Raw genomic sequence first — 25,325 nt, 5'->3', positions numbered from 1 at the left:
TAGAAGAAGGTGAAACAAATGATAAATATTGCACATACAGCAGATATTCATATTGGAATAGAGAATTACGGTGTTATAAATAAAAAAACAGGATTAAATACTAGATTAGAAGATTTTCTAAATGCGTTTGATCGGTTTGTAGATTATTCTATAGAGAATTGTGACATAGCAGTTATTTCAGGTGATATGTACAAATCAAGAGAACCTAATCCTACTCAGCAAAGAGAACTGGCAAAAAGAATAAAGCGTCTTTCACAACATATTCCTGTTGTCATAAACAACGGAAATCATGACCAACCAAATTCTGATTCGAAAGCAAGGGCTTTTGATATATATAAAATTTTAGATGTAAAGAACGTATATGTAGCCAACAGACCTGATATTTTTCTTATTAAAACTAAAAACGGTCCATTGCAAGTTGCGTGTCTTCCGTATTTTCCTAAAAGTTTTCTTTTGAAACTTGAAGAAAGCAAAAATTTAAGTATAAATGAGATAAACAAAAAAATGATTGAAAAAATAAATACTATTATTGATATTCTTACGGCAAAACTTGATCCTTCTATACCCTCAATTTTATCAGCTCATGTATCCGTAACAGGAGCTATCACCAGCAGTGAAAAAAGCATCATGATTGGAGATGAGGTTGTTGTACCAATAAGCGTAATTGCTAGACCGCAATACAAATACATTGCATTAGGGCACATACATAAATATCAAATAGTATGGGATATGCCACTTGCCGTATACAGTGGCAGCATAGAGAAAATAGATTTTGGGGAAGAAAGAGACGAAAAAGGATTCTGCCATGTGATTATCGATGGACAAAATGTTACACATAAATTTATCACTACGAATTCCAGGCAGTTTAAAACTATCAATATCGAAATAAAAGATGATTCTTCTCCTACTGAAGAAATATTAAAAGCAGCTAAAAAATACGATTTAAAAGAGTCAATTGTCAGACTAAACTTAAAAATCACAAAGGATATCGATAAACACATCAGGTACAGAGAAATAAGCAAATATTTTAATGAAAATTCTTATTATTTTGTTGGCATAAAAAAAGAATTTGATGCTGATAAAGGTGCTTTAAGAAATCCTGAAATAAATGAACAGCTTAATCCAATTGATGCTCTATCGAAATATTTTTTGTCTGTTGATTTAGATGTAGATAAAGATGAACTTCTAAAAAGAGCTTCCCTCTTATACAAAGAATTAATAGAAGAGGTGAACAAATAAATGGTTCCAATAAGGCTTACGTTAAAGAATTTTATGTCATATTCTGAAAACGAAGTAATGGATTTTACAAGGTTTCATATTGCTGCAATTACAGGTAAAAATGGGAATGGCAAATCATCACTTTGGGATGCTATAACATGGTGTATTTGGGGAAGAGCTAGAGGTTTAGACGGTGCTGGCAGAGGCAGTGATGATCTCATAAGAATTGGTGCTGATGAGATGGAAGTAGAATTCATATTCAAAATAAATAATACTAAATATCGAATTCTAAGAAAGAAAAAAAGAAATTCAAGTTCTATCCTTGAGTTTCATATAATAGGTGATGATGGAACATTAAAATCATTGACTCAAGAAAGGTTAGAAGATACAAGGGACAAAATTGAAAGCACTATCATGTTAGATTATGATACTTTTGTCGCTTCATCTTTCATGCCACAAAACAAGTATGGCTTTTTTTCTGAGGCTGATTCGACAAAAAGAAAGGAGATATTTTCTGAGGTCCTGGGCTTAGATATATACGATAGATTACAGGAAAAAGCCAAAATAAAGCGCAATGAATATGAGAAAAAGGTAAATATTATAGATGAACAATTGAAACTGTATATGAATGAAGTAAAAGATAAAAATGAGTTAGTTAACAAAAGAGATGAACTTTTAAAAAAATGCAGTGAAAAAAAATGTGAAATTGACAGGTTAAGCATTGATTTAAACGAATTAGATGAAAAAAAGCGTCACATGGATGATAACATAATAAAATACAATGAATATAACGAGAGAATAAAGTTTAACGAAAAAGTAATCTCAGAATACAAAATTATGATGGAGGATATGAAAAATAAAATAAACGAAGTAAATAATCTTTTGAAGGATGAAAGTGCAATCATTGAAGGATACAATACATTTAAATTTGTAAAAGAACAGCTAAAAGAACTTGAAAAAAAATATACTAATTTTAATCAGCTTGAAAGAGAAAAAATCCAAATTGAAACTACCATAAATATATTGAGAAAAGAAACTCAGTTGGAACTAAAGAATTTGCAATTTAAATACAATGATACTTTACTAAGGTACAATGAAATAGAAAATAATGTTTCAAAATTACTTGAATTGGAAAAAGGCTTACAGGAAATTGGTAATTTACAAGAAAAAATAAAATTAAACGATGAAGAAATTCAAAAATCTAATCAAAAAATAGCTGAATATAAAGTTCAACTGGACAATTTTAATAAAAAGACGGAAGAACTTAAAGAAAACTACAAACTAATATTGCAAACTGATGCGAAATGTCCATTGTGTAGTTCGCCACTTGATGAAAATAAAAAAAGTAGTTTGCTGAATGATATCAAAAAAGAAATAAAAGATATAGCAAATAAGATATATGCAATAAATGATGAAATTTTAAAAGAGCAAAACAATATAAGATTTTTAAAAAAAGAGCGTGATAATCTGTTGATGCTTCAAAATAAACGGGAAAAGTTAATAGCTAACATTGATTCACTTAAAAATACTATTGCTGAAAAAGAAAGCTTATTAAATCTACTAAATGAATTAAAGGAAAAAATGAGCGATGTTAATAATTGTTTGGCTAATGAATCTTTTGCTTCTGCTGAGAAAGATAGATTGTCAGATGTTGAAACTAAATTAAAAAATTTAAACTTTTCAATTGAGCTTTATGAAAATATAAAGAATAAATATGAATTATATAGAGACTTTGAAAAAAAATATGAAAGACTTTGCATTTCAAAGCAAAGCTTATCTGATTATCAGGATACATATCAAAGTTATAAAAAGACGATAGAAGTTTATTCAGAGTATTTAAACAAAGACAAAGAAATGTTGGAGTTTTTTAAGTCACAGTTTGCCGGTTATGATAATTTGATAGATGACATAAAAAAATTAAGGCAAAAAATAGATATTATAAACAATGAATATCTAGAACTAAACGCCAATTTAACATCTATTGTTGACCAACTGAATAGGCTAGAAATTTTAGAGAAGAAAATTGTCGATTTAAATAAAGAGAAAGATGTTTATCTATCTGAAATACATTATTACGAAATATTGGAGAAAAGTTTTAGCAAAAAAGGTATACAAGCATTAATTATAGAAAATGCATTGCCGGAATTTGAAGATACTGCCAACAATTTTTTGTCTAAATTATCAGATGGAAGGATGTATGTAAGTCTAGTCACTCAAAAAATTAACAAAAATGGCTCTGTACAAGAAACACTTGATATAGAAATTTCAGATGAATTGGGAAAAAGAAAATACGAACTTTTTAGCGGTGGAGAAGCCTTTAGGATCAATTTTGCGTTGAGAATTGCTTTATCGAAGTTTCTATCAAGAAGAGCAGGTGTTAATTTACAAACCTTAATAATAGACGAAGGCTTTGGATCTCAAGATGTACTTGGGCGTCAAAATATTATTGACGTATTGAATATGATAAAAGATGAATTTGAATTAGTCTTAGTAATAACGCATATTGATGAACTTAAAGAAAGCTTTCCATACTCAATAGAAATCACAAAAGATGAAAATGGGTCACATATAGTATATCCTTAAGCACTAAGTCAGTAATATAGCAAGGATGCTAACTTGACATAATTTTGAAATAGGAATAAAATATAAAATGAGTATCAACAAAGGAGGTGTAGGCATATTAACAATATTAGTCCACTATTTATAGCAGTAATTGCATTAATCGCCATAGCAATTGGTCTTTTTGCAGGATATTTCATACGAAAATTTATTGCAGAATCCAAAATAAAAAGCGCTGAAGAATTAGCTAAAACTATTTTGGAAAATGCAAAAAAAGACGGTGAAAATAAAAAAAGAGAGTTGCTTTTGGAAGCAAAAGAAGAAATTCATAGACAACGAACTGATCTCGAAAAGGAAGTCAGGGATCGTAGAGGCGAACTTCAAAGAATGGAAAGGCGTTTAATCCAAAAAGAAGAGTCTCTTGACAGAAGAGCTGAAACATTAGAACAAAAGGATGCAATGATTGAAAGGAAACAAAAAGAAATAAGCGATTTGGAAGAAGAAATTAAAATAATGCATCAAAAAGAAGTTGAAGAATTAGAAAGAATATCCGAATTAACCAGAGAAGAAGCCAGAAATATATTATTAAACGATGTTAAAAACGAAATATCACATGAAGCTGCTTTGATGATAAAGGAAATTGAAGCTAAAGCAAAAGAAGAAGCAGAAAGCAAAGCGAGGGAAATAGTTGTTACTTCAATTCAACGATGTGCTGTTGATCATGCAGCCGAAACAACTGTTTCGGTAGTAGCATTGCCTAACGATGAAATGAAAGGAAGAATCATAGGTCGTGAAGGCAGGAATATTAGAACCTTAGAGACATTGACAGGTATTGATTTGATAATTGATGATACACCAGAAGCAGTAGTTATATCAGGATTCGATCCAATACGGCGTGAAATCGCCCGTATAGCTTTAGAAAAATTAATTGAAGATGGAAGAATACATCCAGCCAGAATTGAAGAAATGGTGGAGAAAGCTAGAAAAGAAGTCGATAATGTCATTATTAAAGCTGGAGAAGAAGCAACTTTTGAAGTTGGCGTTCACGGAATTCACCCTGAATTGATAAAATTACTTGGAAGATTAAAGTTTAGGACAAGTTACGGGCAGAATGTTTTGAAACATTCCATAGAAGTTGCTCATTTAGCGGGGCTTATGGCGTACGAACTTGGTGCTGATGCAAATATAGCCAAAAGGGCCGGATTATTGCATGATATAGGAAAGGCAGTAGACCATGAAGTTGAAGGTCCACATGTAATGATAGGGGCAGATCTTGCAAAGAGATATCATGAATCAAATGAAGTCATTCATGCTATAATGGCACATCACAATGATGTTGAGCCTCAGACAGTTGAAGCAGTTTTAGTTCAGTCAGCAGACGCCATATCTGCAGCAAGACCTGGTGCAAGACGCGAGACACTTGAAGCGTATTTAAAAAGATTAAATAAATTAGAGGAAATTGCTAATTCATTTGATGGTGTTGAAAAATCGTATGCTATACAGGCTGGCAGAGAAATAAGAATAATGGTAAAACCAGAAATCATAAACGATGAAACTACGATCATGTTAGCAAGAGAAATTACTAAAAAAATCGAGGAAGAATTGGAATATCCTGGTCAAATTAAGGTTATAGTAGTTAGAGAAACTGTTGCAGTTGATTATGCTAAATAAATTTGAAATAAAGCGTGCATATGCACGCTTTTCGATTTATAATTATCGATTATAGTAGTATAATAATATTATGTTGTAAATGAACGGAGGTTTATATGAATACGCTTATAATAGGTGATATTGTTGGAAGAATCGGAAGAAATATACTAAAAGATAAATTGCGACAATTAATTGAAGAAAATGATATTAATTTAGTCATTGCAAATGCTGAAAATGCTGCGGGTGGAAATGGCATAACACGAAAAGTTGCCGATGAACTTTTTGAAATGGGAATATCGGCTTTAACTATGGGTAACCACGTTTGGGATCAAAAAGAAATTTTTAATTTTATCGATGAAGAAAGAAGAATTGTAAGACCTGCAAATTATCTTCCTAACACCCCTGGAAGAGGTTCTTCTCTGCTTAACATAAACAATGTAAAAATTGGAATTATCAATTTACAAGGTACAGTGTTTATGCCGTGTAATAACAATCCTTTTTTTGTTGCTGATGAAGAAATAAAAATGTTAAAAGAACATACAAATATAATAATTGTCGACTTCCATGCTGAAGCTACATCAGAAAAAATAGCTTTAGGTTATTACTTAGATGGGAAAGTATCATGTGTGTATGGAACACATACACATGTTCAAACGGCAGATGAAAAAATATTGCCAGGTGGCACCGGATATATAACTGATGTGGGAATGACAGGCCCGTATGATTCTGTTTTGGGAATGGACAAAGATAAGATAATAAAAAAATTTACATCTTCTTTGCCTGTTAAATTTGATATTGCAAAAGGCCCAGCTCAAATAAATGGATTGGTAATAAAAATAGACGAATCTACAGGAAAATGTATTGATATTTACAGAATAAACAAAAATTATATATAAGTTTTAATTTAGAAGGATTTTTAATTTTTTTGTAGAATATAGATAATGTATTCGATATATTAAAAGGGGGATATACGATGGAGGTTTTAAAGGTCTCAGCAAAGTCTAATCCAAATTCAGTAGCAGGTGCACTAGCTGGTGTACTCAGAGAACGCGGTGGGGCAGAGGTACAAGCAATTGGAGCAGGTGCATTAAATCAAGCAATAAAAGCAGTAGCTATAGCAAGAGGTTTTGTTGCACCTGGTGGTATCGATTTGATTTGCATACCAGCCTTTACAGACATTGAAATCGATGGAGAGGAACGAACAGCCATTAAGTTGATCGTAGAACCAAGATAAACAACCTGCAAAACAGGTTGTTTTTAGTTTAACATTAGGAGTGGAAATAAATGTTTGCTGACTTGCATATACACACTACTAAATCAGATGGAACACATAAACCAAAAGAAGTAGTATACTTGGCAAAAAAAGCCGGTTTAAGTATTATTGCCATTACAGATCATGATACATTGGAAGGCATTGATGAAGCAATATATGCCTCAAAAATTTTCGACGTAGAAATAATACCTGGGATCGAGCTTAACTCATATGATGGAAAACAAGATGTACACATACTTGGATATTTTATCAATCATAATAATAAAGACTTTTTAGGAAGATTGGCAGAGATTAGAGATTCCAGAATCTCTCGCGCAAAACTTATGATTCAAAAGCTTAATGGAATTGGCGTTAACATAAATTATGATGATGTACTAAAATACGCTAAAGAATCTTACATAGGACGACCTCATATTGCAAGAGCTATAGTTGAGGCAGGTTATTCAAAAAGCGTAAAAGAAGTTTTCGACAGATATATTGGTGAAGGACAACCAGCTTACGTTGAGAGATATAGGCTTCATCCATTTGAATCAATTAAAATGATAAAAGATATTGGTGGCATACCTGTATTGGCGCATCCAGGTCTTCTTAAAGATAAAAAAATTATAAGTCATCTTATCGAAAATGGTTTAAAAGGCATCGAAGTATATCATTCGAAACACAGCAAGGATGATACAGCGTTTTTTAAAAATTTTGCCATAGAAAATAATTTGTTGATAACCGGCGGTTCAGATTTTCATGGAATTGATGTAGATGGAAAATATCTGTTGGGCACAGTAAAGCTTGATTACGAATATGTAGTAAAACTTAAAGAAAGTATTAAATAGTAGAAATAATATCAAAAATAAGTTAAAATAATAGATATACTGTAGGAGGTGGAAATATGAGATTATCGGACAAGGCTCTTAGCATTAGTCCTTCACTGACATTAGATATTACCGCCAAAGCAAATAGAATGAGAAAATCAGGAATAAATGTGATTGGTTTTGGAGCAGGAGAACCTGATTTTGATACACCTGATTATATAAAAGAAGCAGCAATTAGTGCTATAAGAGAAGGTTACACAAAATATACACCTACTTCAGGTATTTTGGAGCTAAAAGAAGCAATAGTACAAAAGTTAAAAAGAGACAATAATTTATCTTATGATGTTTCTCAAATAGTAGTTTCAAATGGTGCTAAACAGGCAATCTTTAATACATTATGTGCCATATTAAATCAAGGTGACGAAGTCATAATTCCTTCTCCTTATTGGCTTAGCTATCCTGAAATGGTTAAGTTAGCTGGCGGTGTTCCAGTTTTTATTGATACTGCAGAAAGCAATAATTTTAAAATTACTGCAACGCAATTAGAAGAAGCAATAAGCGATAAGACAAAAGCAATTATTATAAATAGCCCAAATAATCCTACTGGGGCAGTTTATAATGAAGATGAATTGAAAAATATAGCATCTTTAGCTGTAAAACATAACATTTATGTGATTTCTGATGAAATTTATGAAAAGTTAATTTACAATGGGAAACATGTCAGCATTGCTTCTTTTAATGAAGGAATAAAAAATTTGACAATTATAATAAATGGCATGTCAAAAGCTTATTCAATGACAGGATGGAGGATTGGATATTCTGCATCAAATCCCGAGATTGCTAAATTAATTAACAATATTCAAAGTCATACTACATCAAATCCTAATACAATAGCTCAATATGCCAGTGTTGTAGCACTGAATCAAGGCGATGATACGATCAAAGCTATGGTTGTTGAATTTAAGAGAAGACGGGATTACATGCTTCAAAGAATAAATAAAATAGATGGTTTAAAAGCTATCGCACCAGATGGCGCATTTTATATAATTATCAACATCAGTAATTTTATTGGGACTGAAATAGATGGAAGAAAAATAAATGGTTCCATTGATTTTGCTAATTTTCTTTTAGAAAAAGCTAAAGTTGCTGTAATACCATGTCTTCCATTTGGCAATGATAATTATATTAGAGTTTCGTATGCAACATCGATGAATAATATTGAAGAAGGCTTTAATAGAATAGAAAACTTATTAACAAATTTTTAGAAATCGGAGGTAATTATGTCAAATCTATATGAAAATCCATTGATAACACGTTATGCAAGCAAAGAAATGTCTCAAATATTCTCAGATGATGAAAAATTTAAAACTTGGAGAAAGCTATGGATCGCTTTAGCAAAAAGCGAAAAAGAATTAGGGCTTAATATTACCGATGAACAAATAGAAGAGATGGAGAAACATGTTGAAGATATAAATTACGAAGATGCTAAGAGATTGGAAAAAGAACTTCGGCACGATGTCATGGCACATATTAGAGCATATGGCCTGCAGTGTCCAAAGGCAAAGCCGATTATACACTTAGGAGCAACATCTGCTTTTGTGGATGATAATACAGATATTATACTTATGTATAAAGGATTCCAGATAATCAGAAAAAAATTGCTTAAGCTAATTGAGATACTTTCAGATTTTGCATTAAAATATAAAGATGTACCTACATTGGGTTTTACTCACTTTCAACCAGCTCAGTTGACAACTGTCGGGAAAAGAGCTACTCTGTGGATTCAAGATTTGATATTTGATTACGAAGATCTTGAATATAGGCTTAAAAATATAAAACTAAGAGGCGTAAAAGGAACAACAGGAACACAGGCAAGTTTCATGGAGCTGTTTAATGGTGACGAAGAAAAAGTAAAACTGCTTGATAGGCTTGTAGTAGAAAAGATGGGCTTTGACAAATCGTTTGACGTAACTGGCCAAACTTACACAAGGAAGTATGACTTTTTGCTTCTTTCTGTTTTAAGTGAAATAGCTCAAAGTGCACACAAATTCAGCAATGATATAAGATTGTTGCAGCATTTAAAGGAAATAGAAGAACCATTTGAAGAAAAACAAGTAGGCTCATCAGCAATGGCATATAAAAGAAATCCAATGAGATGCGAAAGGATAGCATCACTTTCCAGGTACGTTATTACGGCACTGCTTAATTCATCAATTACATCATCTTCACAATGGTTTGAAAGAACACTTGATGATTCTGCCAATAGAAGAATTATAATACCAGAGATGTTTCTCGCAACTGATGCTATTTTAAATTTATATTTAAATGTCGCATCTGGATTACAGGTGAATACCAAAATAATTAACAAGCATGTCATGAATGAACTGCCATTTATGGCTACTGAAGCAATTTTAATGGAATGTGTTGTAAAAGGCGGAGATAGACAAGAATTGCATGAAGTCATACGTGAAAATTCGCTAAAGGCCCAGGAAATTATTAAAAACGGTGGAGAAAATCAGCTATTAGATATGTTAAAAAAAGATGAAAGAATAATTTTGTCAGACACAGAGATTGATGATATTATAAATCCTATCAAATTTACTGGAAGAGCTATAAATCAGACGGTAGAATACATAGAGAATGTGGTTAAACCGTTGCTTAATGCAAATCGCATTGAAGACGTAGAAGTCAGTATAGAAGTATAAAAATAATTATGTTATAATTTACGTGATAGGAGGCGTAAATATGAATCTGATAAAAATAAAAGAAATGAAAGATCATGTGGGGGAAGAAGTTACAATTAATGGATGGCTATACAATAAAAGATCCAGCGGGAAAATTAAATTTTTAATAATACGAGATGGATCTGGATTTGTTCAGGGCATAGTTGTAAAAAATGAAGTAGACGAAAATGTCTTTGAACTTTGCGACAAATTAACACAGGAATCTTCTATATCAGTTTCTGGCATTGTGAGAAAAGATGAAAGATCTCCTTTCGGTTTCGAACTTACAGTTAAAAATGTAGATTTAATACAGATGGCTTTTAATGATTATCCTATTTCATTAAAAGAACATGGAGTAGATTTTTTATTAGACAATAGACACCTTTGGATCAGAACACCGAGACAGCAGGCAATTTTGTCTATTCGCCATGAAGTTATAAAGGCAATACAAGAGTTTTTAAATAATAATGATTTTGTAAGAATTGACTCCCCAATCATAACACCATCTACTTGTGAAGGAACTTCAGACCTTTTTCAAATAGATTATTTTGGTGAAAATGCTTATCTTTCACAAACTGGTCAGTTGTATCAAGAAGCTGCTGCCATGGCATTTGGTAAGGTGTACAGCTTTGGTCCAACATTTAGAGCTGAAAAATCAAAAACGAGAAGACACTTAAATGAGTTTTGGATGGTTGAGCCTGAAATGGCTTTTGTCGATCATTACGGCAATATGGAAGTTCAAGAAAAGTTGGTAGAATACATAGTTCAATCTGTATTAGAAAACTGTTCAAGGGAATTAAAAGAACTTGGAAGAGATCTAAGTAAGCTGGAAAAAATCAAAACTCCTTTTCCTCGATTGACATACGATGAAGCAATTGAGCTTTTGAATAAAAATGGATATGAGATTCAATGGGGGAATGATTTGGGCTCGCCAGATGAGACATTCTTGTCAAATCAATTTGATAAACCTGTCTTCATAACTGAATACCCTGCCAAATGCAAAGCCTTTTACATGCAGCCGAAAGAAGATAGACCTGAAGTAGTGCTATGTGCAGATTTGCTTGCACCTGAAGGCTATGGGGAGATTATTGGAGGCAGTCAGCGTATTCACGATTATGATTTGTTAGTAAAAAGGCTGAAAGAGGAAAATTTGCCTATTGATATGTACGATTGGTATCTTGATTTAAGAAAATATGGCACTGTACCACATTCCGGCTTTGGACTTGGTATAGAGAGAACAGTCGCATGGATAACTAATACAGAACATGTGAGAGAATGCATACCATTTCCAAGAACACTGTCCAGAATTCGCCCATAATAAACAGTATGAACATTTCACATCCCAATATCATAAAATAGTATTAGCGAAAAATGTATTGGGATGTGATTGTCATGAGTATATGGTCTGTAAACTTTGAAAATTATAAGATTGAAAAAAAATCAAAATCTGATGACAATAAAAATATAGAAAAAGATAAAAACCTCGAGATAGAAGCATTAAAAGAATTAAACTCTTTAATTGGCCTTAACAAAGTAAAACAAATAATAAACGAGTTATATGCTTTAGAGCAAGTTCAAATTAAGAGGAAAAATGCAGGATTAGTGACAGATCCAATAGTTTTACATATGGTGTTTAAGGGGAATCCTGGTACTGGAAAGACAACCGTTGCAAGAATATTGGGTAAGCTTTTAAAGGGCATTGGAGTCCTTAACAAAGGACATGTGGTAGAAGTGGAAAGAGCCGACTTAGTTGGCGAATACATAGGACATACGGCTCATAGAGTACAAGAAAATGTAAAAAAAGCATTAGGCGGAATATTATTTGTAGATGAAGCTTATTCCTTGGCAAGGGGTGGAGAAAAGGACTTTGGTAAAGAGGCGATTGATACTTTAGTCAAAGCAATGGAAGATTACAAAGATCAATTTGTCTTGATTTTGGCAGGTTATAGAGATGAAATGGAATATTTTCTAAACACAAACCCAGGTTTAAGATCTAGATTCCCTATACAAATTGATTTTCCTGACTACACTATAGATGAATTGTTACGGATTGCAGAATTAATGACAAAGAATAGGCAATACGTACTAACAGATAGCGCAAAAAGAAAAATAATGAAAGTTTTAATTAATGACAATACTACAAGAGAAATAGGCAATGCGAGATTGGTTAGAAACATAATTGAAAGAGCTATAAGAAAACAAGCTGTAAGAGTAATAAATAAAAAAACAATAACAAAAGACGATTTGATGATAATTGATTCTATTGATATTAGAGAGGATTGAGAATATGTCGGAAAACATACTTGAAGAAAAATTTAACATCTCTAAAGATGTTATTTTTTTGCTTGAAAAGGCAGAAAATGATGTTGAAGAGGAGTTTAAAAAAATTGATAAGATCGTAGAAAAAAATCAATACAAAGTATTGTACGCAATGCAAAAGAATCATTTGAGCGATATACATTTTAATGGAACAACAGGATATGGTTATGGCGACATAGGAAGAGATACAATAGAAAAAATATATTCTGACATATTTAACACACAAGACGCCTTAGTAAGGCCTCAAATAGTTTCTGGAACACATGCCATATCTTTATGCCTTTATGGTGTATTAAGACCAAATGATGAGCTAATATCGGCTTGTGGAACACCGTATGATACTCTTACTGATATAATAGGGAAGGGAAGCAATAGCAACAATGGTTCTCTTACAGATTTAGGAATTATATATAAAGAAGTTCCTCTTTTGAAAAATGGCAAAGTTGATGTAGAAAGACTTATAGATCAAGTTTCAAGTAAAACTAAAATGGTTATGATACAGAGATCAAAAGGATATGACTTTAGGTATTCGCTTTCTATTGATGATATTGAATTTGTTATTAAAAAGTTGAAAGACAAAAATAAAGATATAATTGTATTTGTAGACAATTGTTATGGCGAATTTACAGAAGATTTAGAACCTACAGACGTTGGAGCAGATCTGATTGCAGGCTCTTTGATAAAAAATCCTGGAGGTGGTATATCTCCTACAGGTGGTTATGTTGCAGGAAAGAAAGAGCTTGTTGAAAAAGCAGCATACAGATTATTTGCACCTGGGATAGGGAAGAAGGTTGGCCCTACACTGAATACAAATCGTTTAACATTAGAAGGATTATTTTTTTCACCTTTGATTGTTGGCAATGCATTGAAAGGAGCTATAATTTTAGCTAAAATAATGGAAACGCTGGGATATGAAGTTTTGCCAAGATTCAATGATTTGAGAACAGATATTGTACAAGCAATTAGATTTAAAACAAAAGAAGAATTAATTACTTTCATTCAAAGCATCCAGAAAGGTTCTCCTGTTGATTCACATGTGGTTCCTGAACCATGGGATATGCCAGGATATGACGATCAAGTTATTATGGCTGCAGGGGGATTTATTCAAGGTTCATCTATTGAATTAAGTGCTGATGCTCCTATTAGGAAACCATATACAGCTTATGTACAGGGTGGTTTATCATATTATCAAGTAAAGCTTAGCCTTATGATTGCAATAAGCAATATGATAGAGAAAGGATTCATCAAAATCTAAATTTAAGAAAGCTCAAACGAATCATCATTTGAGCTTTCTTATTACACCAACTACTTTTCCTAAAATCATCACATCATCTACAATTATAGGGTTCATTGAAGGATTTTCAGGTTGCAACCTTATATGATTGCTTTCCTTATAAAATCTTTTCACAGTTGCTTCATCTTCCATTAAAGCTACTACAATGTCACCGTTGTCTGCGTATGACTGCTTTCTAATTATGATGTAATCACCGTCTAATATACCCGCATTTATCATGCTTTCCCCGCGAACTTTTAAAATAAAACTTTCACTTTCATAACCTGTAATAAGATCTCTCGGTACAGAATAATACTCTTCAATATTTTGAACAGCTAATATAGGAGTTCCAGCAGTGACCTTACCAATGACAGGCAACTTTACAACGTCGCTAATATACTTTTCATCATTGCTTAAAACCTCAATAGCTCTTGGTTTTGTTGGATCTCTTCTAATATAGCCTTTTTTCTCAAGGCGCGACAAGTGTCCATGAACTGTTGATGTAGAACGCAAGCCCACAGCTTTCCCAATTTCTCTAACCGATGGTGGATATCCTTTGCGTTTAATTTCACTCTTTATAAAATCAATTATCTCTTGTTGCTTAATGCTTATTTTAGATACATCTTTCACGATTAGACCCCTCCAAATTTTTCTTTATTATAACACAAAGGCACAATTTAATCAAACATTAGTTCTTATTATCAATATTCAATTCAGAGAGGGGATTCTTACTTACAGCGTCTCTCAGTTGACTGTCATCAACGTGTGTATATATCTGTGTAGTTGATACGTTAGAATGTCCTAATAACCTTTGTAATGTTCTGATATCAACCTTTCCATATCTGTACATAAGCGTCGCTGCCGTATGCCTAAGTTTATGAGTAGAATACTTTTTGCCATCAAGATTAGCGTCTTTTAAATGTTTTTTAACGATGTATTGTATAGTCTTAATGCTTATCCTTTGCAATCTTTTGCTTAAAAACAATGCCTTTTTGTCTTTAACGCCGTCATGTGGCCTAACTTTTAAATAATCGTTTATGGCATTTATACACGCATCATTAAGGTAAACAGTCCTCTGTTTGTTTCCTTTTCCAATAACAGTAAGTTTATCATCTTTAATATCGCTAATATTTATATTTGCTAATTCTGACAGTCTAAGTCCACAATTTAAGAACAAGGTGATTATGGCGTAATCCCGCTCTTTAAATTCTCCATCAATAGAGTTTAATAATTTTACACTTTCATCTAATGTCAAATATACAGGCTGTCTAATGCCAAGCTTAGGTGACTCTAATTCCAAAGCAGGGTTTTTTGTTATTATTTTTCTTTTTGCGTATAGGTAATTATAAAAAGATCTTAAACTTGCAACTTTGCGAGCGCGGGCTGGAGGAGTATTAGATCTTTCATGTGTGACAAAAGATAAAAAAGCATACAAATCATTTAAATCGATCGACTCAATGAGAGAGATATCAACATCGCTAATATCGATGTTATCAAAATCCGAATCAGAGCATAGATTTTTTCTAACCTTTATAAATCTGAAAAACAAAATTAAATCGTATAAATAGGCTTTAACAGTATTAGGTGATCTAGCTTTTATAGTAGAAAAATAGTTTAAGAATTCTTCAAGAATAGGAGGTAATTCTAAATTATCTTTAGTTGAGATAAACATATCAAAAATTCACCTCTATGAACTTTATGTACACCCAATTATACGAAATAGTTATTTCGTATAATTGGGTGTTGATTTAAAAAATTATTTTATAACTCCAATTTGATGTTTTTTTATCTCATCAGTGGCCAGTTTATCACATCTATTATTGTATTCATTATCAGCATGTCCTTTGACTTTAATCCATTTAATATTATGTATCGATGATAAATCTAATAATTTAAGCCACAGGTCTTTGTTTTCCACAGGAGCCTTATCAGACTTAATCCAGCCTCTTTTCAGCCAATTGTCTATCCATTTTTGATTAAATGCATTTATTAAGTAACTACTATCGCTATATAAATTTACATTACAAGGCCTTTTTAGCATTTTTAAAGCTTCTATAGCGGCTGTCAATTCCATTCTGTTATTAGTGGTATTTTCTTCGTAGCCTGATATTTCTTTTATTATGTCTTTATAAATCAAAATTGCTCCCCAGCCACCTGGACCAGGATTACCACTACAAGCGCCATCAGTATATATAGTAACATCAGACATATTTATCATTGTTTGTTTCCCTTTACTTTTTCAAAAGATGAAATTACAGCTTCAAAAACAGCACTTCTTAATCCGTACCTTTCCAAAGTCCTGACACCTTGTATTGTAGTTCCAGATGGTGATGTAACCATATCTTTTAAATAGCCAGGATGAAAACCTGTTTTTAAAACCATACTACCAGAACCCGAAACAGCTTTTGAAGACAATTTGTAGGCTACATCTCTCGGTAAACCTAACGATACACCAGCGTCAGATAAAGCTTCAATAAACATGTACACGTAAGCTGGGCTACAACTTGATATTGCCATTGCGGCATCTATTAGATTTTCTTTTATCTCAACTATTTCTCCACATGATTTGAATATTTTCTCAACTATTTCTTTATCATTAGAAGATATATCTTCAGGATACGATATAGCTGTAATACCTTCTCCAATCAAAGCCGGTGTATTGGGAATTGTACGCACTATCTTCCCTTTATTTAAAATGCTCTTTACGTGATCAATACTAATTCCAGGGGCAATTATAATAATAATTTTATTTTCATCTACATCGTTTTTTATTTCTTCCAAGACGCTATCATATAAATTTGGCTTTATTGCTAAAATAACAACATCACACTCATTTATCACATCGACATTGCTTTTAGATATGTTTATGCTTAATTCATCCTTTAATTTTAAAAGTTTGTCATACGAAATATCATAGGCATATATATCATTTGCAGTGGCAAACTCAGAATTTATTAAGCCGTTGATTAAAGCTGTCCCCATATTACCGGTTCCTATAAATCCAATTTTCATAAACATATACCTCCAATATTTAAAAACAGTATTAGCTATTCTAATACTGTTTTTGCGTTTTCTTACATTATTGCTGCTTTTCATCCTTCTCAGTCGTTGTAAAAATTACCGGCTTTAAAGGCGTTATTGTAGAAACAGCGTGTTTGTATATAAGCTGCTGTTGTTTATTATCTGTTTCCAAAACAACCGTAAAATTGTCAAAACCTTTAACCATGCCTTTTAATTGGAAGCCATTAATCAGATAAACTGTTACAGCAATATGTTCTTTTCTTACCTGATTTAAAAAAATATCCTGTAAATTGATAGCTGTTTTTTGATTCATATAGCCATCCCCCTTCTATTGTTGTTAATAATTATTTATATTCTACTTAAATTTTAATTTTCCTGCTAAAAAAGAAATAATATTTTTTTCAAGATCTTCAAAGCTACTATAATCATCAACATAAAACCAATTTATGGTTTCATAACTTTTAAACCATGTTATCTGCCTTTTTGCATACCTCCTTGTCTTCGTTTTTAAATCAGCAATTGCTTCTTCTAATGAAACTTTTCCCTCCAGATATTCTACAATTTCTTTATATCCTAAAGCCTGCATAGATGTACCATACTTATTATACCCTATTTTTAGCAAATTTACCACTTCATCTATTAAATTATTTTTTATCATCGCATCTACTCTATCATCAATTTTTTTATACAAAGTTTCTCTATTTCTGTAATTTAAACCTATCATTATAGCATTATAGTCTGGATTGACGCGCTTATTGCTTAATTCCTGATAAACAGAAATTGGTATCCCGGTAAATTGGTAAACCTCTAAAGCTCTAATGACTCTTCTTAAGTCATTTGGATGAAGTTTAGAATAAGTTTTAGGGTCGATCATTTTTAACCTTTCAAATAAATATTCATTGCCTAAAACAGACGCTATATTTTTTAGGGCAGATCTAAAATCATCATTGCCAATATACTCTGAAAAATTCATTATGTAAATCAACGAATCCACATATAAGCCTGTACCGCCAACAACAATTGGTAATTTCCCTCTTTTAAAAATATCATCTATCAATGGTTTAGCCATTTTCTCGTATTCAGCGACACTAAATTTAACGTTTGGTTCAACTATATCTATCATATAATGTGGTATACCTTGTCTTTCTTCATCTGTTACTTTAGCAGTTCCAATATTCATATATTTATATATCTGCATCGAATCAGCAGATATTATTTCACCATTATAAAATTTAGCAATTTCTATAGATAATCTTGACTTTCCTGAAGCAGTTGGTCCTACGATTATTAATAATGGTATTGCCATTGAAACACCTCTTACATGATCCTTTTAAACATTTTTTCTAATTCATATTTTTTTATCGATACTATTACCGGCCGCCCATGTGGACACGTATAGGGATTTTCAGTAACTTTTAAATCATTAAATAAGGAGGTAATCTCCTCTTTTGATAAACTGTCCATTGCTTTAACTGCCTTTTTGCAAGCCATCATTATTATTGTTTCCTCTTTTAAATTAATGTCTTTGTTAAAATCATCTCTTTTCAATTTATCAATTATGTCAATGAATAGTTGTCTTGATTCTGGCTGACCTAATACAACCGGCACTTCTCTTAATATAATTGAATTATTTCCAAAACTTTCAAATTTATAACCCAATTTATTAAATAATTCTATGTTCTCATTAATTATAACATCATCACCAGGTTCAATATTTATCAGAATGGGGATAGTTGTCTGTTTTCCCTGAACATTATTATACATGTTCATAAACTTTTCATACAATATCCTTTCATGCGCAGCATGTTGATCTACTAAGTATATCACGTCGTCTTTTTCTACAATTATATAAGTTGAAAAAATCACACCAACGATTTTATAATCATCACGTTTATCAGGCAATGTATTAAAATTTTCTATGTGCGTATTTTCGATTTCTTTGTTGAAAGCATTGACATCATTGTAATCAAAATAAGCCTTTTCGCTGCTTTCCTTTACGTTGGATGCTAAACTTTTGTTATTTGGATAGACTTCTAATATTTTATTAGTTGACTCTTCTTCTATCATATTAAGCTGTTTCGGATTAGATTTTTCTTCTACTTTATTTTCTGTGATATCTGGATATGTAAACATATCATGTCTAATAGTTGGAATAAGATTTGATCTATTTAAAGCATTTTTTATACTTTTGTATATAGAGTCAAAAATTTCCTTTTCGTCTGAAAATTTAACTTCTAATTTTGTTGGATGAACATTTACGTCTATATTTTTAGGATCAATATTTAAATACGTAATCACAACAGGATATCTATTTACTGGAATCAATGTTTTATATGCTTCTTCAACAGCAGTTGTATAGATTTTGTTTTTTACAAACCTTCCATTGACAAATAAAATTTGCATGTTTCGATTTCCTCTTGTATATGAAGGCTTACATAAAAATATTTTTATATTCATATATTCATCATTGTATTCAGTCTCTATCAAATTTGAATACAATTCGTCACCATAAAGCCTTAAAATGACCTCATTGACAGAATTATTTCCAGACGTCATAAATTCCATTCTTTTATCTTTTATGTATTTAAATGATATGTCCGGCCTTGAAAGGGCAATTTTAGCTACCATATCTGTTATATACATTGCCTCTGTAGATGGTCGCTTCAAAAACTTTCTCCTTGCTGGTGTATTGTAAAACACATCTTTTACTTCAACGCTACAGCCCTTCTCGCATCCGCACTTAACTTTTTTTAAAATTTTTCCACCTTCAACATTAATCAAAGTTCCATACAAGGAATTTTCTTCCTTAGTCTTTAACAAAACTTTTGATATAGCCGCAATACTTGCTAATGCTTCACCGCGAAACCCTAATGTCCCTATGTTAAAAAGATCATCTGTTGATTTTATCTTGCTTGTAGCATGACGCCCAAAAGCTAAAACAGCATCAATTTCATTCATACCGCAACCATCATCTAAAACCTTTATGTAAGGTATTCCACCATCTATTATTTCAATTGTAATGTTCTTACTATCTGCGTCTATTGAATTTTCTACAAGTTCTTTAACTATAGACATTGGTCTTTCAACAACTTCACCAGCAGAAATTTTATTTATCAACTCATCATCTAAAAGGTTGATTTTATTCATTGAGATCACATCCTTAATGAAAGGGCTTTTTTCTTTAAATCGTATAAATAATTTAAAGCTTGTATAGGTGTAATATTTTCTATATCTAAGTCAACTATTTCTTCTATCAACGTTTCTTTTTCTAAGCTGAATATATCAATCTGAGTAGGCGTAAATGTAGTGGCCACTTCTAAGTCGCTATTCTCTAAATTATTCAATATTTTTTTCGCATTTTGAATAAGTTCATCCGGCAGTCCAGCTAATTTTGCAACCTGAATGCCATAGCTTTTATCTGCCGCACCAGGTATTATCTTTCGCAAAAAAATTATTTCATCATCTGTTTCTTCAACAGAGATATTATAATTTTTAATTCCATCTAGCTTGTCTTCTAAATTAGTTAATTCATGATAATGTGTTGCAAACATGGTTTTTGCCTTTATTTTATCATGAATGTATTCAAGAATAGCAAATGCTATGCTCATGCCGTCATAAGTGCTTGTACCACGTCCAACTTCATCAAGTATAATTAAACTGTTTTTTGTGGCAGAATTTAATATTATTGATACCTCATTCATTTCCACCATAAAAGTACTTTGCCCGGAAAACAAATCATCAGAAGCACCTACTCTTGTAAAAATCCTATCGACAACACCTATTTCAGCATAAGATGCAGGAACAAAGCTGCCAATTTGAGCCATCAAAACAATCAATGCAACTTGCCTCATGTAAGTAGATTTTCCGGCCATATTTGGCCCTGTTATAATCATGATAGGTTTTTTGCCATCAATTTCGATATCATTTGATATAAAAGAGTCATCCATAATCGTTTCAATGACTGGGTGTCTTCCATCTTTTATTACAATCCTGTCACTGCTATTTACCACAGGCTTAACATAATTATTTGTTTCTGCCACTGTCGCCAGAGAAACGAGAACATCTAAAATAGCTATATATCTGGACGTCATCTGTATTCGATATATCTCATTTTTTATCTGCTCTCTTATACGGTCAAATATTTCATACTCCATCTCTACAAGCTTAGTTTCTGCACCAAGAATTTTTTCTTCTATTTCTTTAAGTTCTGGAGTAATATACCTCTCAGCATTAGCAAGTGTCTGCTTTCTAATATAATTTTCGGGAACAGATGAAATATATGATTTTGATACTTCAATATAGTAACCAAATACTTTATTATAACCAATTTTTAATGTTTTTATGCCGGTTTTTTCTTTCTCATATGCTTCAAGGTTTGCTATCCATGATTTACCGTCTATCGATGCTCTTCTTAATTCATCAATATTTTTATCAAAACCATCTTTTATGATATTTCCTTCCTTAACATTAGAAGATGGATCATCTTTAATTGATTTATCGATTAAATCATGTATATCTTGCAATGTATCTAACTTACTAAATATCTCTTTTAAATAATTAGAATTGTACTTATCAAGCAATTGTTTTAACTTAGGAAGCCTTTCAATTGAGATCTTTATAGATAAAAGATCTTTTGCATTTATATTTTGATAAACTAATTTGCTGGAAAGCCTTTCTAAATCATAAATCCCCTTTAAAATATCTCTAATATCCAATCGCCCTTTATAATCATTGTATAATTCCGAAACAGAATCCAATCGATAATTGATTTTTTCTACATCTATTAAGGGTTCTTCTAACCATCTTTTAAGTAATCTTCCCCCCATAGGTGTAACAGTTTGATCTAATACACTGAGTAAAGTTCCACTTTTAGAATGATCTCTATTTATTGAATATATGATTTCTAAGTTTCTTATTGTGTTATTATCAAGCAACATGAAAGAATTGTCTTCATAATAAGTTAAATTGTTTAATTGGTTTAATTCAACCTTCTGCATTTCTTTTAAGTACAAAAGAACAGATGCTAAAGATTTTATTGCATATTTTTTCCTCTCTAATTTTAAATCTTTCAGTGACTTGTTAAATTGAGTTATTATTACATCTTCTGCATTATTTAATACTTTATCATATTTGTTTATAAAAACTTTACTTGAATTTAAAATTTTCACTAATCTTTTTAATTCAAAAAAATCATTATTGGCTATTATTTCAGAAGGACTGTATCTCATTATTTCGTCGTATATTTTTCTTATATCGTTACACTTTGTAATTTGTGTCACAAATAATTCTCCTGTCAACACATCAACAAAAGACAATCCATAGCCGTCTCCTTCTTTAAATATAGATAAAAGGTAATTATTGCTTTTCTCCTCTAATGAATTTGTGTTTATTACAGTACCTGGAGTAAAAACTCGTATGACATCTCTTTCTACCAATCCTTTGGCATAAGCAGGATCCTCCAACTGTTCACAAATTGCTACTTTATATCCTTTTTTGACTAGTTTATCTATATAAAAATCTGCGGCATGAAACGGCACTCCAGCCATTGGTGCTCTTTCTTCTTGTCCACAATCTTTACCTGTCAAAACTATTTCCAATTCTTTTGATGCAATTACTGCATCATCAAAAAACATTTCATAAAAATCACCGATCCGAAAAAATAAAATCGAATCTTTGTACTTCTCTTTTATTTTTAAATATTGTTCCATCATAGGAGTATACGGCATTAAAACTACCTCCAATTTTATGGATAAGTCAAAACTCAATTTGCACAATGCCTATGACAATTCCCACAAGAATCTTTATCACACTTATGGTCTATACCATTTATATAAAAATTCAATATACTGTTTATCTCAGTCATTAACTCTTTAGAAGCTTTCTGTGCATTTATCAGTCTCTTATAACTATCTAATTCAAATAATTCTTCTTTAAGATAGTTCAACTCGACGCCTTGTTTCCCATTTTTTTCATACTTTTTCAACTTTGAAAGAAGTAATTGTGCTTCTTTATCATTTAAAAATGCAATCTCTGCATCCCTTAATTCGCTGATAACGTCAGAATCCGCCAAACTTTTTCCTAATTCTATTGCTTTTTCAATGATAATATTTTTATTATATTTATTCACTTATTAACTCACCTTGCATAGTCCAAGCCTTTGTTTCAATTATTTTAACATCGACAAATTTACCTATTAAGTTAGGTTCTCCTTTGAAATGGACAATCTTATTTGTCCTCGTTCTCCCAGTAAGCTTATCACTGTCTCGTTTGCTGGTTCCCTCAACTAACACTTCTACAATCTTTCCATTCATCTCATTGTTTTTTTCTATACTTATTGAGTTTTGCAGTTTTATCAGTTCTTCAAGTCTCTTATGCTTAATATCTTCATCTACTTGATCAGGCATCTTTTCTGCTACTGTACCCTTTCGCTTTGAGTAAATAAATGTATACGCAGAATCATATTTGACTTTTTTTACAAGATCTAATGTATCTTGAAAGTCTTCATCTGTTTCTCCCGGGAAGCCTACTATAATATCTGTTGTTATTGCAATATCCGGTATATTATTTCTTAGTTTCTCTATTATTTCTAAATACCTTTCTCTCGTATACTTTCTATTCATTTTCTCAAGAATTCTATTGCTTCCAGACTGTACAGGCAAATGCAAATGCTCGCATACTTTGTCCAAATCCCTCATGGCAAAAATTAATTTGTCAGAAATATCTTTGGGATGTGAAGTCATAAACCTGATTCTCTCAATGCCATTTATGTTGTTTATCATATACAAAAGATCGGCAAAATCCACCTTTTGCGATAAATCATTGCCATAAGAATTTACATTTTGGCCAAGCAATGTTATTTCTTTAAATCCATCATCGGCTAAAGACTTTATTTCATCTATTATATCTTTCGGTTCTCTGCTTCTTTCTCTTCCACGCACATACGGCACAATACAATACGTGCAGAAATTATTGCATCCATATATGATATTTACCCATGCCTTTAAACCTTCTGCGCGCCTTATAGGAATATCTTCTACAATATTGCTATTATCATCCCAAATATCTATAACTGTTGTATCGGAATTTAGTGCTTCCTGTAAAAGTTCTGGGAACTTAAACAAATTATGCGTCCCAAAAACCATATCAATATATGGATAATCCTTTCTAATTGCCTCTACAACTTCTTTTTCCTGCATCATACATCCGCAAATGCCTAAAATAATGTTTGGTTTTCTTTGTTTAAGCTCTTTAAGCTGAGATACTCTTCCAAAAATTCTTATTTCCGCATGTTGTCTGACACAGCAAGTATTAAAAAGTATGACATCAGCATCCTCTAAATTATCAGTATGTTGGTATCCCATTTCTGTTAACATGCCGGCTAATTTTTCTGAATCATGGACGTTCATCTGACATCCATATGTTTCTATGTGAAATTTCAAATATTTATCTTTATTTAAAATAGCCATTTGATTTATTATATCTTTTTGTTTTTTTATGTCTTCTTCTGCAACTATAATCTCTTTTCTTTCACTCATCAGATGCATACCTCCGCAAAATAAAATCTATTGTAAATGCTTATATTTGTATTTATCTATAAAGACTTACACTAATTCAAATAATATTATACTATAAGAACAATGCAAAATTAAGCTCGATTTCACTTAGAAATTTTTTTGTAAAAAAAAGTTTTTATTGGAGCAAAATTATATTTGTAAGGAAAAATGATTTGTTCTGTGCTTCCCACAAAGAGGATTCCATCTGAACTCAAGCTAGAATAAAATTTTTTATAAATTTCTTCTTTAGCCTTATCATTAAAATATATTAATACATTTCTACATACAATCAAATCTACGCTATCTGGATATTTATCAAGTAACAAATTGTGCTTTTTAAACACAATATTTTTTCTCAACTCTTCAGAAATAACAAAATTATTTTCATCTAATTTAGTAAAATATTTCATATATTCTTCTGGAATTTTTTCAATACTTTTATTGTTATAAATCCCCTTTTTTGCTTTCTCAAGCACTACATCATCAATATCAGTAGCAATGATGTTGATTTCTCTTAAATCTATAAAATCTGATAGCAACATAGCAAGGCTATATGCTTCTTCACCTGTAGAACAAGCAGCACTCCAAATCTTCATGTTCTTTTTGATAATTTTAGGTAATATTTCGTTTTTTAAAATCATCCATTGTTCTAAATTTCTAAAAAACTCTGTCACATTTATCGTAATATATTTCAAAAACTCTCTGTAAATTTTTGTATCCTTAGTTAGTATCTCATAAAAAACATCGTAATTTTTACAATTGTTATTTGCAATAAACGAATCGACTCTTCTCTTCATTTGTTTTTCTTTATAAAGAGATAAATCTATACCGGTTAAATTAAATATTTTCTGCAAAAACTCGTCATAATTCAAATCAAGTACACCTCCAAGTGTCTAACCATGATAAAAAAAGTGGCTAAACTTAGCCACT

The 25,325-nt window shown here is 31.5% G+C and carries 22 protein-coding genes; 11 read left to right on the top strand and 11 right to left on the bottom strand.

All coding sequences use genetic code 11. The annotated features are described in order from the left end of the window. Positions 1-18 precede the first annotated feature (18 nt). The 11 genes from ACZ42G_RS06800 (at position 19) to ACZ42G_RS06750 (ending at position 13,803) form a co-directional block, all read left to right on the top strand. Positions 19-1,239: a metallophosphoesterase family protein gene (locus ACZ42G_RS06800; RefSeq protein WP_464852054.1), complete on the top strand. Its 1,221-nt coding sequence runs from the start codon at positions 19-21 to the stop codon at positions 1,237-1,239. Then, a complete protein-coding gene (locus ACZ42G_RS06795) occupies positions 1,240-3,801 on the top strand; it encodes an AAA family ATPase (protein ID WP_464852052.1) in 2,562 nt (853 codons plus the stop codon). A gap of 120 nt (positions 3,802-3,921) precedes the next feature. Further along, positions 3,922-5,448, top strand: coding sequence for a ribonuclease Y (gene rny, locus ACZ42G_RS06790; RefSeq protein ID WP_206199004.1), 1,527 nt, complete (start codon positions 3,922-3,924; stop codon positions 5,446-5,448). A gap of 95 nt (positions 5,449-5,543) precedes the next feature. Next, on the top strand, positions 5,544-6,323 hold the full coding sequence (locus tag ACZ42G_RS06785; protein WP_085111929.1) for a TIGR00282 family metallophosphoesterase: 780 nt from the start codon (positions 5,544-5,546) through the stop codon (positions 6,321-6,323). A 77-nt stretch (positions 6,324-6,400) separates the two neighbouring features. Next, positions 6,401-6,661 carry a stage V sporulation protein S gene (locus ACZ42G_RS06780; protein ID WP_013297863.1) on the top strand — a complete coding sequence of 87 codons (261 nt, stop codon included), beginning with the start codon at positions 6,401-6,403 and terminating at the stop codon, positions 6,659-6,661. A gap of 50 nt (positions 6,662-6,711) precedes the next feature. Further along, complete coding sequence (locus tag ACZ42G_RS06775; protein WP_274892775.1) at positions 6,712-7,527, top strand: PHP domain-containing protein; 816 nt, start codon at positions 6,712-6,714, stop codon at positions 7,525-7,527. Positions 7,528-7,583: 56 nt separating this feature from the next. After that, a complete protein-coding gene (locus ACZ42G_RS06770) occupies positions 7,584-8,771 on the top strand; it encodes a pyridoxal phosphate-dependent aminotransferase (protein ID WP_274892774.1) in 1,188 nt (395 codons plus the stop codon). Between the two features lie 15 nt (positions 8,772-8,786). Then, positions 8,787-10,211 carry an adenylosuccinate lyase gene (gene purB, locus ACZ42G_RS06765; protein WP_274892773.1) on the top strand — a complete coding sequence of 475 codons (1,425 nt, stop codon included), beginning with the start codon at positions 8,787-8,789 and terminating at the stop codon, positions 10,209-10,211. 40 nt (positions 10,212-10,251) lie between these two features. Then, on the top strand, positions 10,252-11,547 hold the full coding sequence (gene asnS, locus ACZ42G_RS06760; RefSeq protein WP_464852049.1) for an asparagine--tRNA ligase: 1,296 nt from the start codon (positions 10,252-10,254) through the stop codon (positions 11,545-11,547). Between the two features lie 74 nt (positions 11,548-11,621). After that, entirely contained in the window at positions 11,622-12,512 is an 891-nt protein-coding gene (gene spoVK / locus ACZ42G_RS06755) for a stage V sporulation protein K (RefSeq protein WP_085111924.1), read from the top strand. A gap of 4 nt (positions 12,513-12,516) precedes the next feature. Next, positions 12,517-13,803 carry a methionine gamma-lyase family protein gene (locus ACZ42G_RS06750; protein WP_274892772.1) on the top strand — a complete coding sequence of 429 codons (1,287 nt, stop codon included), beginning with the start codon at positions 12,517-12,519 and terminating at the stop codon, positions 13,801-13,803. 24 nt (positions 13,804-13,827) lie between these two features. On the opposite strand, the gene lexA is transcribed toward ACZ42G_RS06750, so the two are convergent. The 11 genes from lexA to ACZ42G_RS06695 form a co-directional block, all read right to left on the bottom strand. Beyond that, positions 13,828-14,451, bottom strand: a complete 624-nt coding sequence (gene lexA / locus ACZ42G_RS06745) for a transcriptional repressor LexA (protein WP_274892771.1) — start codon at positions 14,449-14,451, stop codon at positions 13,828-13,830. Positions 14,452-14,509: 58 nt separating this feature from the next. After that, a complete protein-coding gene (locus ACZ42G_RS06740; RefSeq protein WP_274892770.1) occupies positions 14,510-15,493 on the bottom strand; it encodes a tyrosine recombinase XerC in 984 nt (327 codons plus the stop codon). Positions 15,494-15,577: 84 nt separating this feature from the next. Next, positions 15,578-16,039: a ribonuclease HI gene (gene rnhA, locus ACZ42G_RS06735; RefSeq protein WP_085111920.1), complete on the bottom strand. Its 462-nt coding sequence runs from the start codon at positions 16,037-16,039 to the stop codon at positions 15,578-15,580. After that, positions 16,036-16,833 carry a pyrroline-5-carboxylate reductase gene (gene proC, locus ACZ42G_RS06730; protein ID WP_085111919.1) on the bottom strand — a complete coding sequence of 266 codons (798 nt, stop codon included), beginning with the start codon at positions 16,831-16,833 and terminating at the stop codon, positions 16,036-16,038. Before proC ends, rnhA begins: the two co-directional genes overlap by 4 nt. A 67-nt stretch (positions 16,834-16,900) precedes the next feature. Further along, complete coding sequence (gene hfq, locus ACZ42G_RS06725) at positions 16,901-17,155, bottom strand: RNA chaperone Hfq (protein WP_013788022.1); 255 nt, start codon at positions 17,153-17,155, stop codon at positions 16,901-16,903. A 42-nt stretch (positions 17,156-17,197) separates the two neighbouring features. Then, the gene (miaA, locus tag ACZ42G_RS06720) at positions 17,198-18,148 is read right to left on the bottom strand and encodes a tRNA (adenosine(37)-N6)-dimethylallyltransferase MiaA (RefSeq protein ID WP_085111918.1); all 951 of its coding nucleotides are present in this window, start codon (positions 18,146-18,148) and stop codon (positions 17,198-17,200) included. An 11-nt stretch (positions 18,149-18,159) separates the two neighbouring features. Beyond that, positions 18,160-19,989, bottom strand: coding sequence for a DNA mismatch repair endonuclease MutL (gene mutL, locus ACZ42G_RS06715; RefSeq protein WP_274892767.1), 1,830 nt, complete (start codon positions 19,987-19,989; stop codon positions 18,160-18,162). A 5-nt stretch (positions 19,990-19,994) separates the two neighbouring features. After that, positions 19,995-22,568: a DNA mismatch repair protein MutS gene (gene mutS / locus ACZ42G_RS06710; protein WP_274892766.1), complete on the bottom strand. Its 2,574-nt coding sequence runs from the start codon at positions 22,566-22,568 to the stop codon at positions 19,995-19,997. A gap of 35 nt (positions 22,569-22,603) precedes the next feature. Then, the gene (locus ACZ42G_RS06705) at positions 22,604-22,969 is read right to left on the bottom strand and encodes a YlbF family regulator (protein ID WP_274892765.1); all 366 of its coding nucleotides are present in this window, start codon (positions 22,967-22,969) and stop codon (positions 22,604-22,606) included. Further along, positions 22,962-24,377 carry a tRNA (N6-isopentenyl adenosine(37)-C2)-methylthiotransferase MiaB gene (miaB, locus tag ACZ42G_RS06700; RefSeq protein WP_274892764.1) on the bottom strand — a complete coding sequence of 472 codons (1,416 nt, stop codon included), beginning with the start codon at positions 24,375-24,377 and terminating at the stop codon, positions 22,962-22,964. Before miaB ends, ACZ42G_RS06705 begins: the two co-directional genes overlap by 8 nt. A gap of 122 nt (positions 24,378-24,499) precedes the next feature. Continuing rightward, positions 24,500-25,267 (bottom strand): CheR family methyltransferase, encoded by a 768-nt coding sequence (locus ACZ42G_RS06695; protein WP_274892763.1) that lies wholly within the window; start codon positions 25,265-25,267, stop codon positions 24,500-24,502. Positions 25,268-25,325 lie beyond the last annotated feature (58 nt).

The sequence above is a fragment of the Thermoanaerobacterium calidifontis genome, from assembly GCF_055381745.1.
Note: the sequence above shows the minus strand (reverse complement) of the source record. Positions and strands in the feature narration are given on the sequence as shown.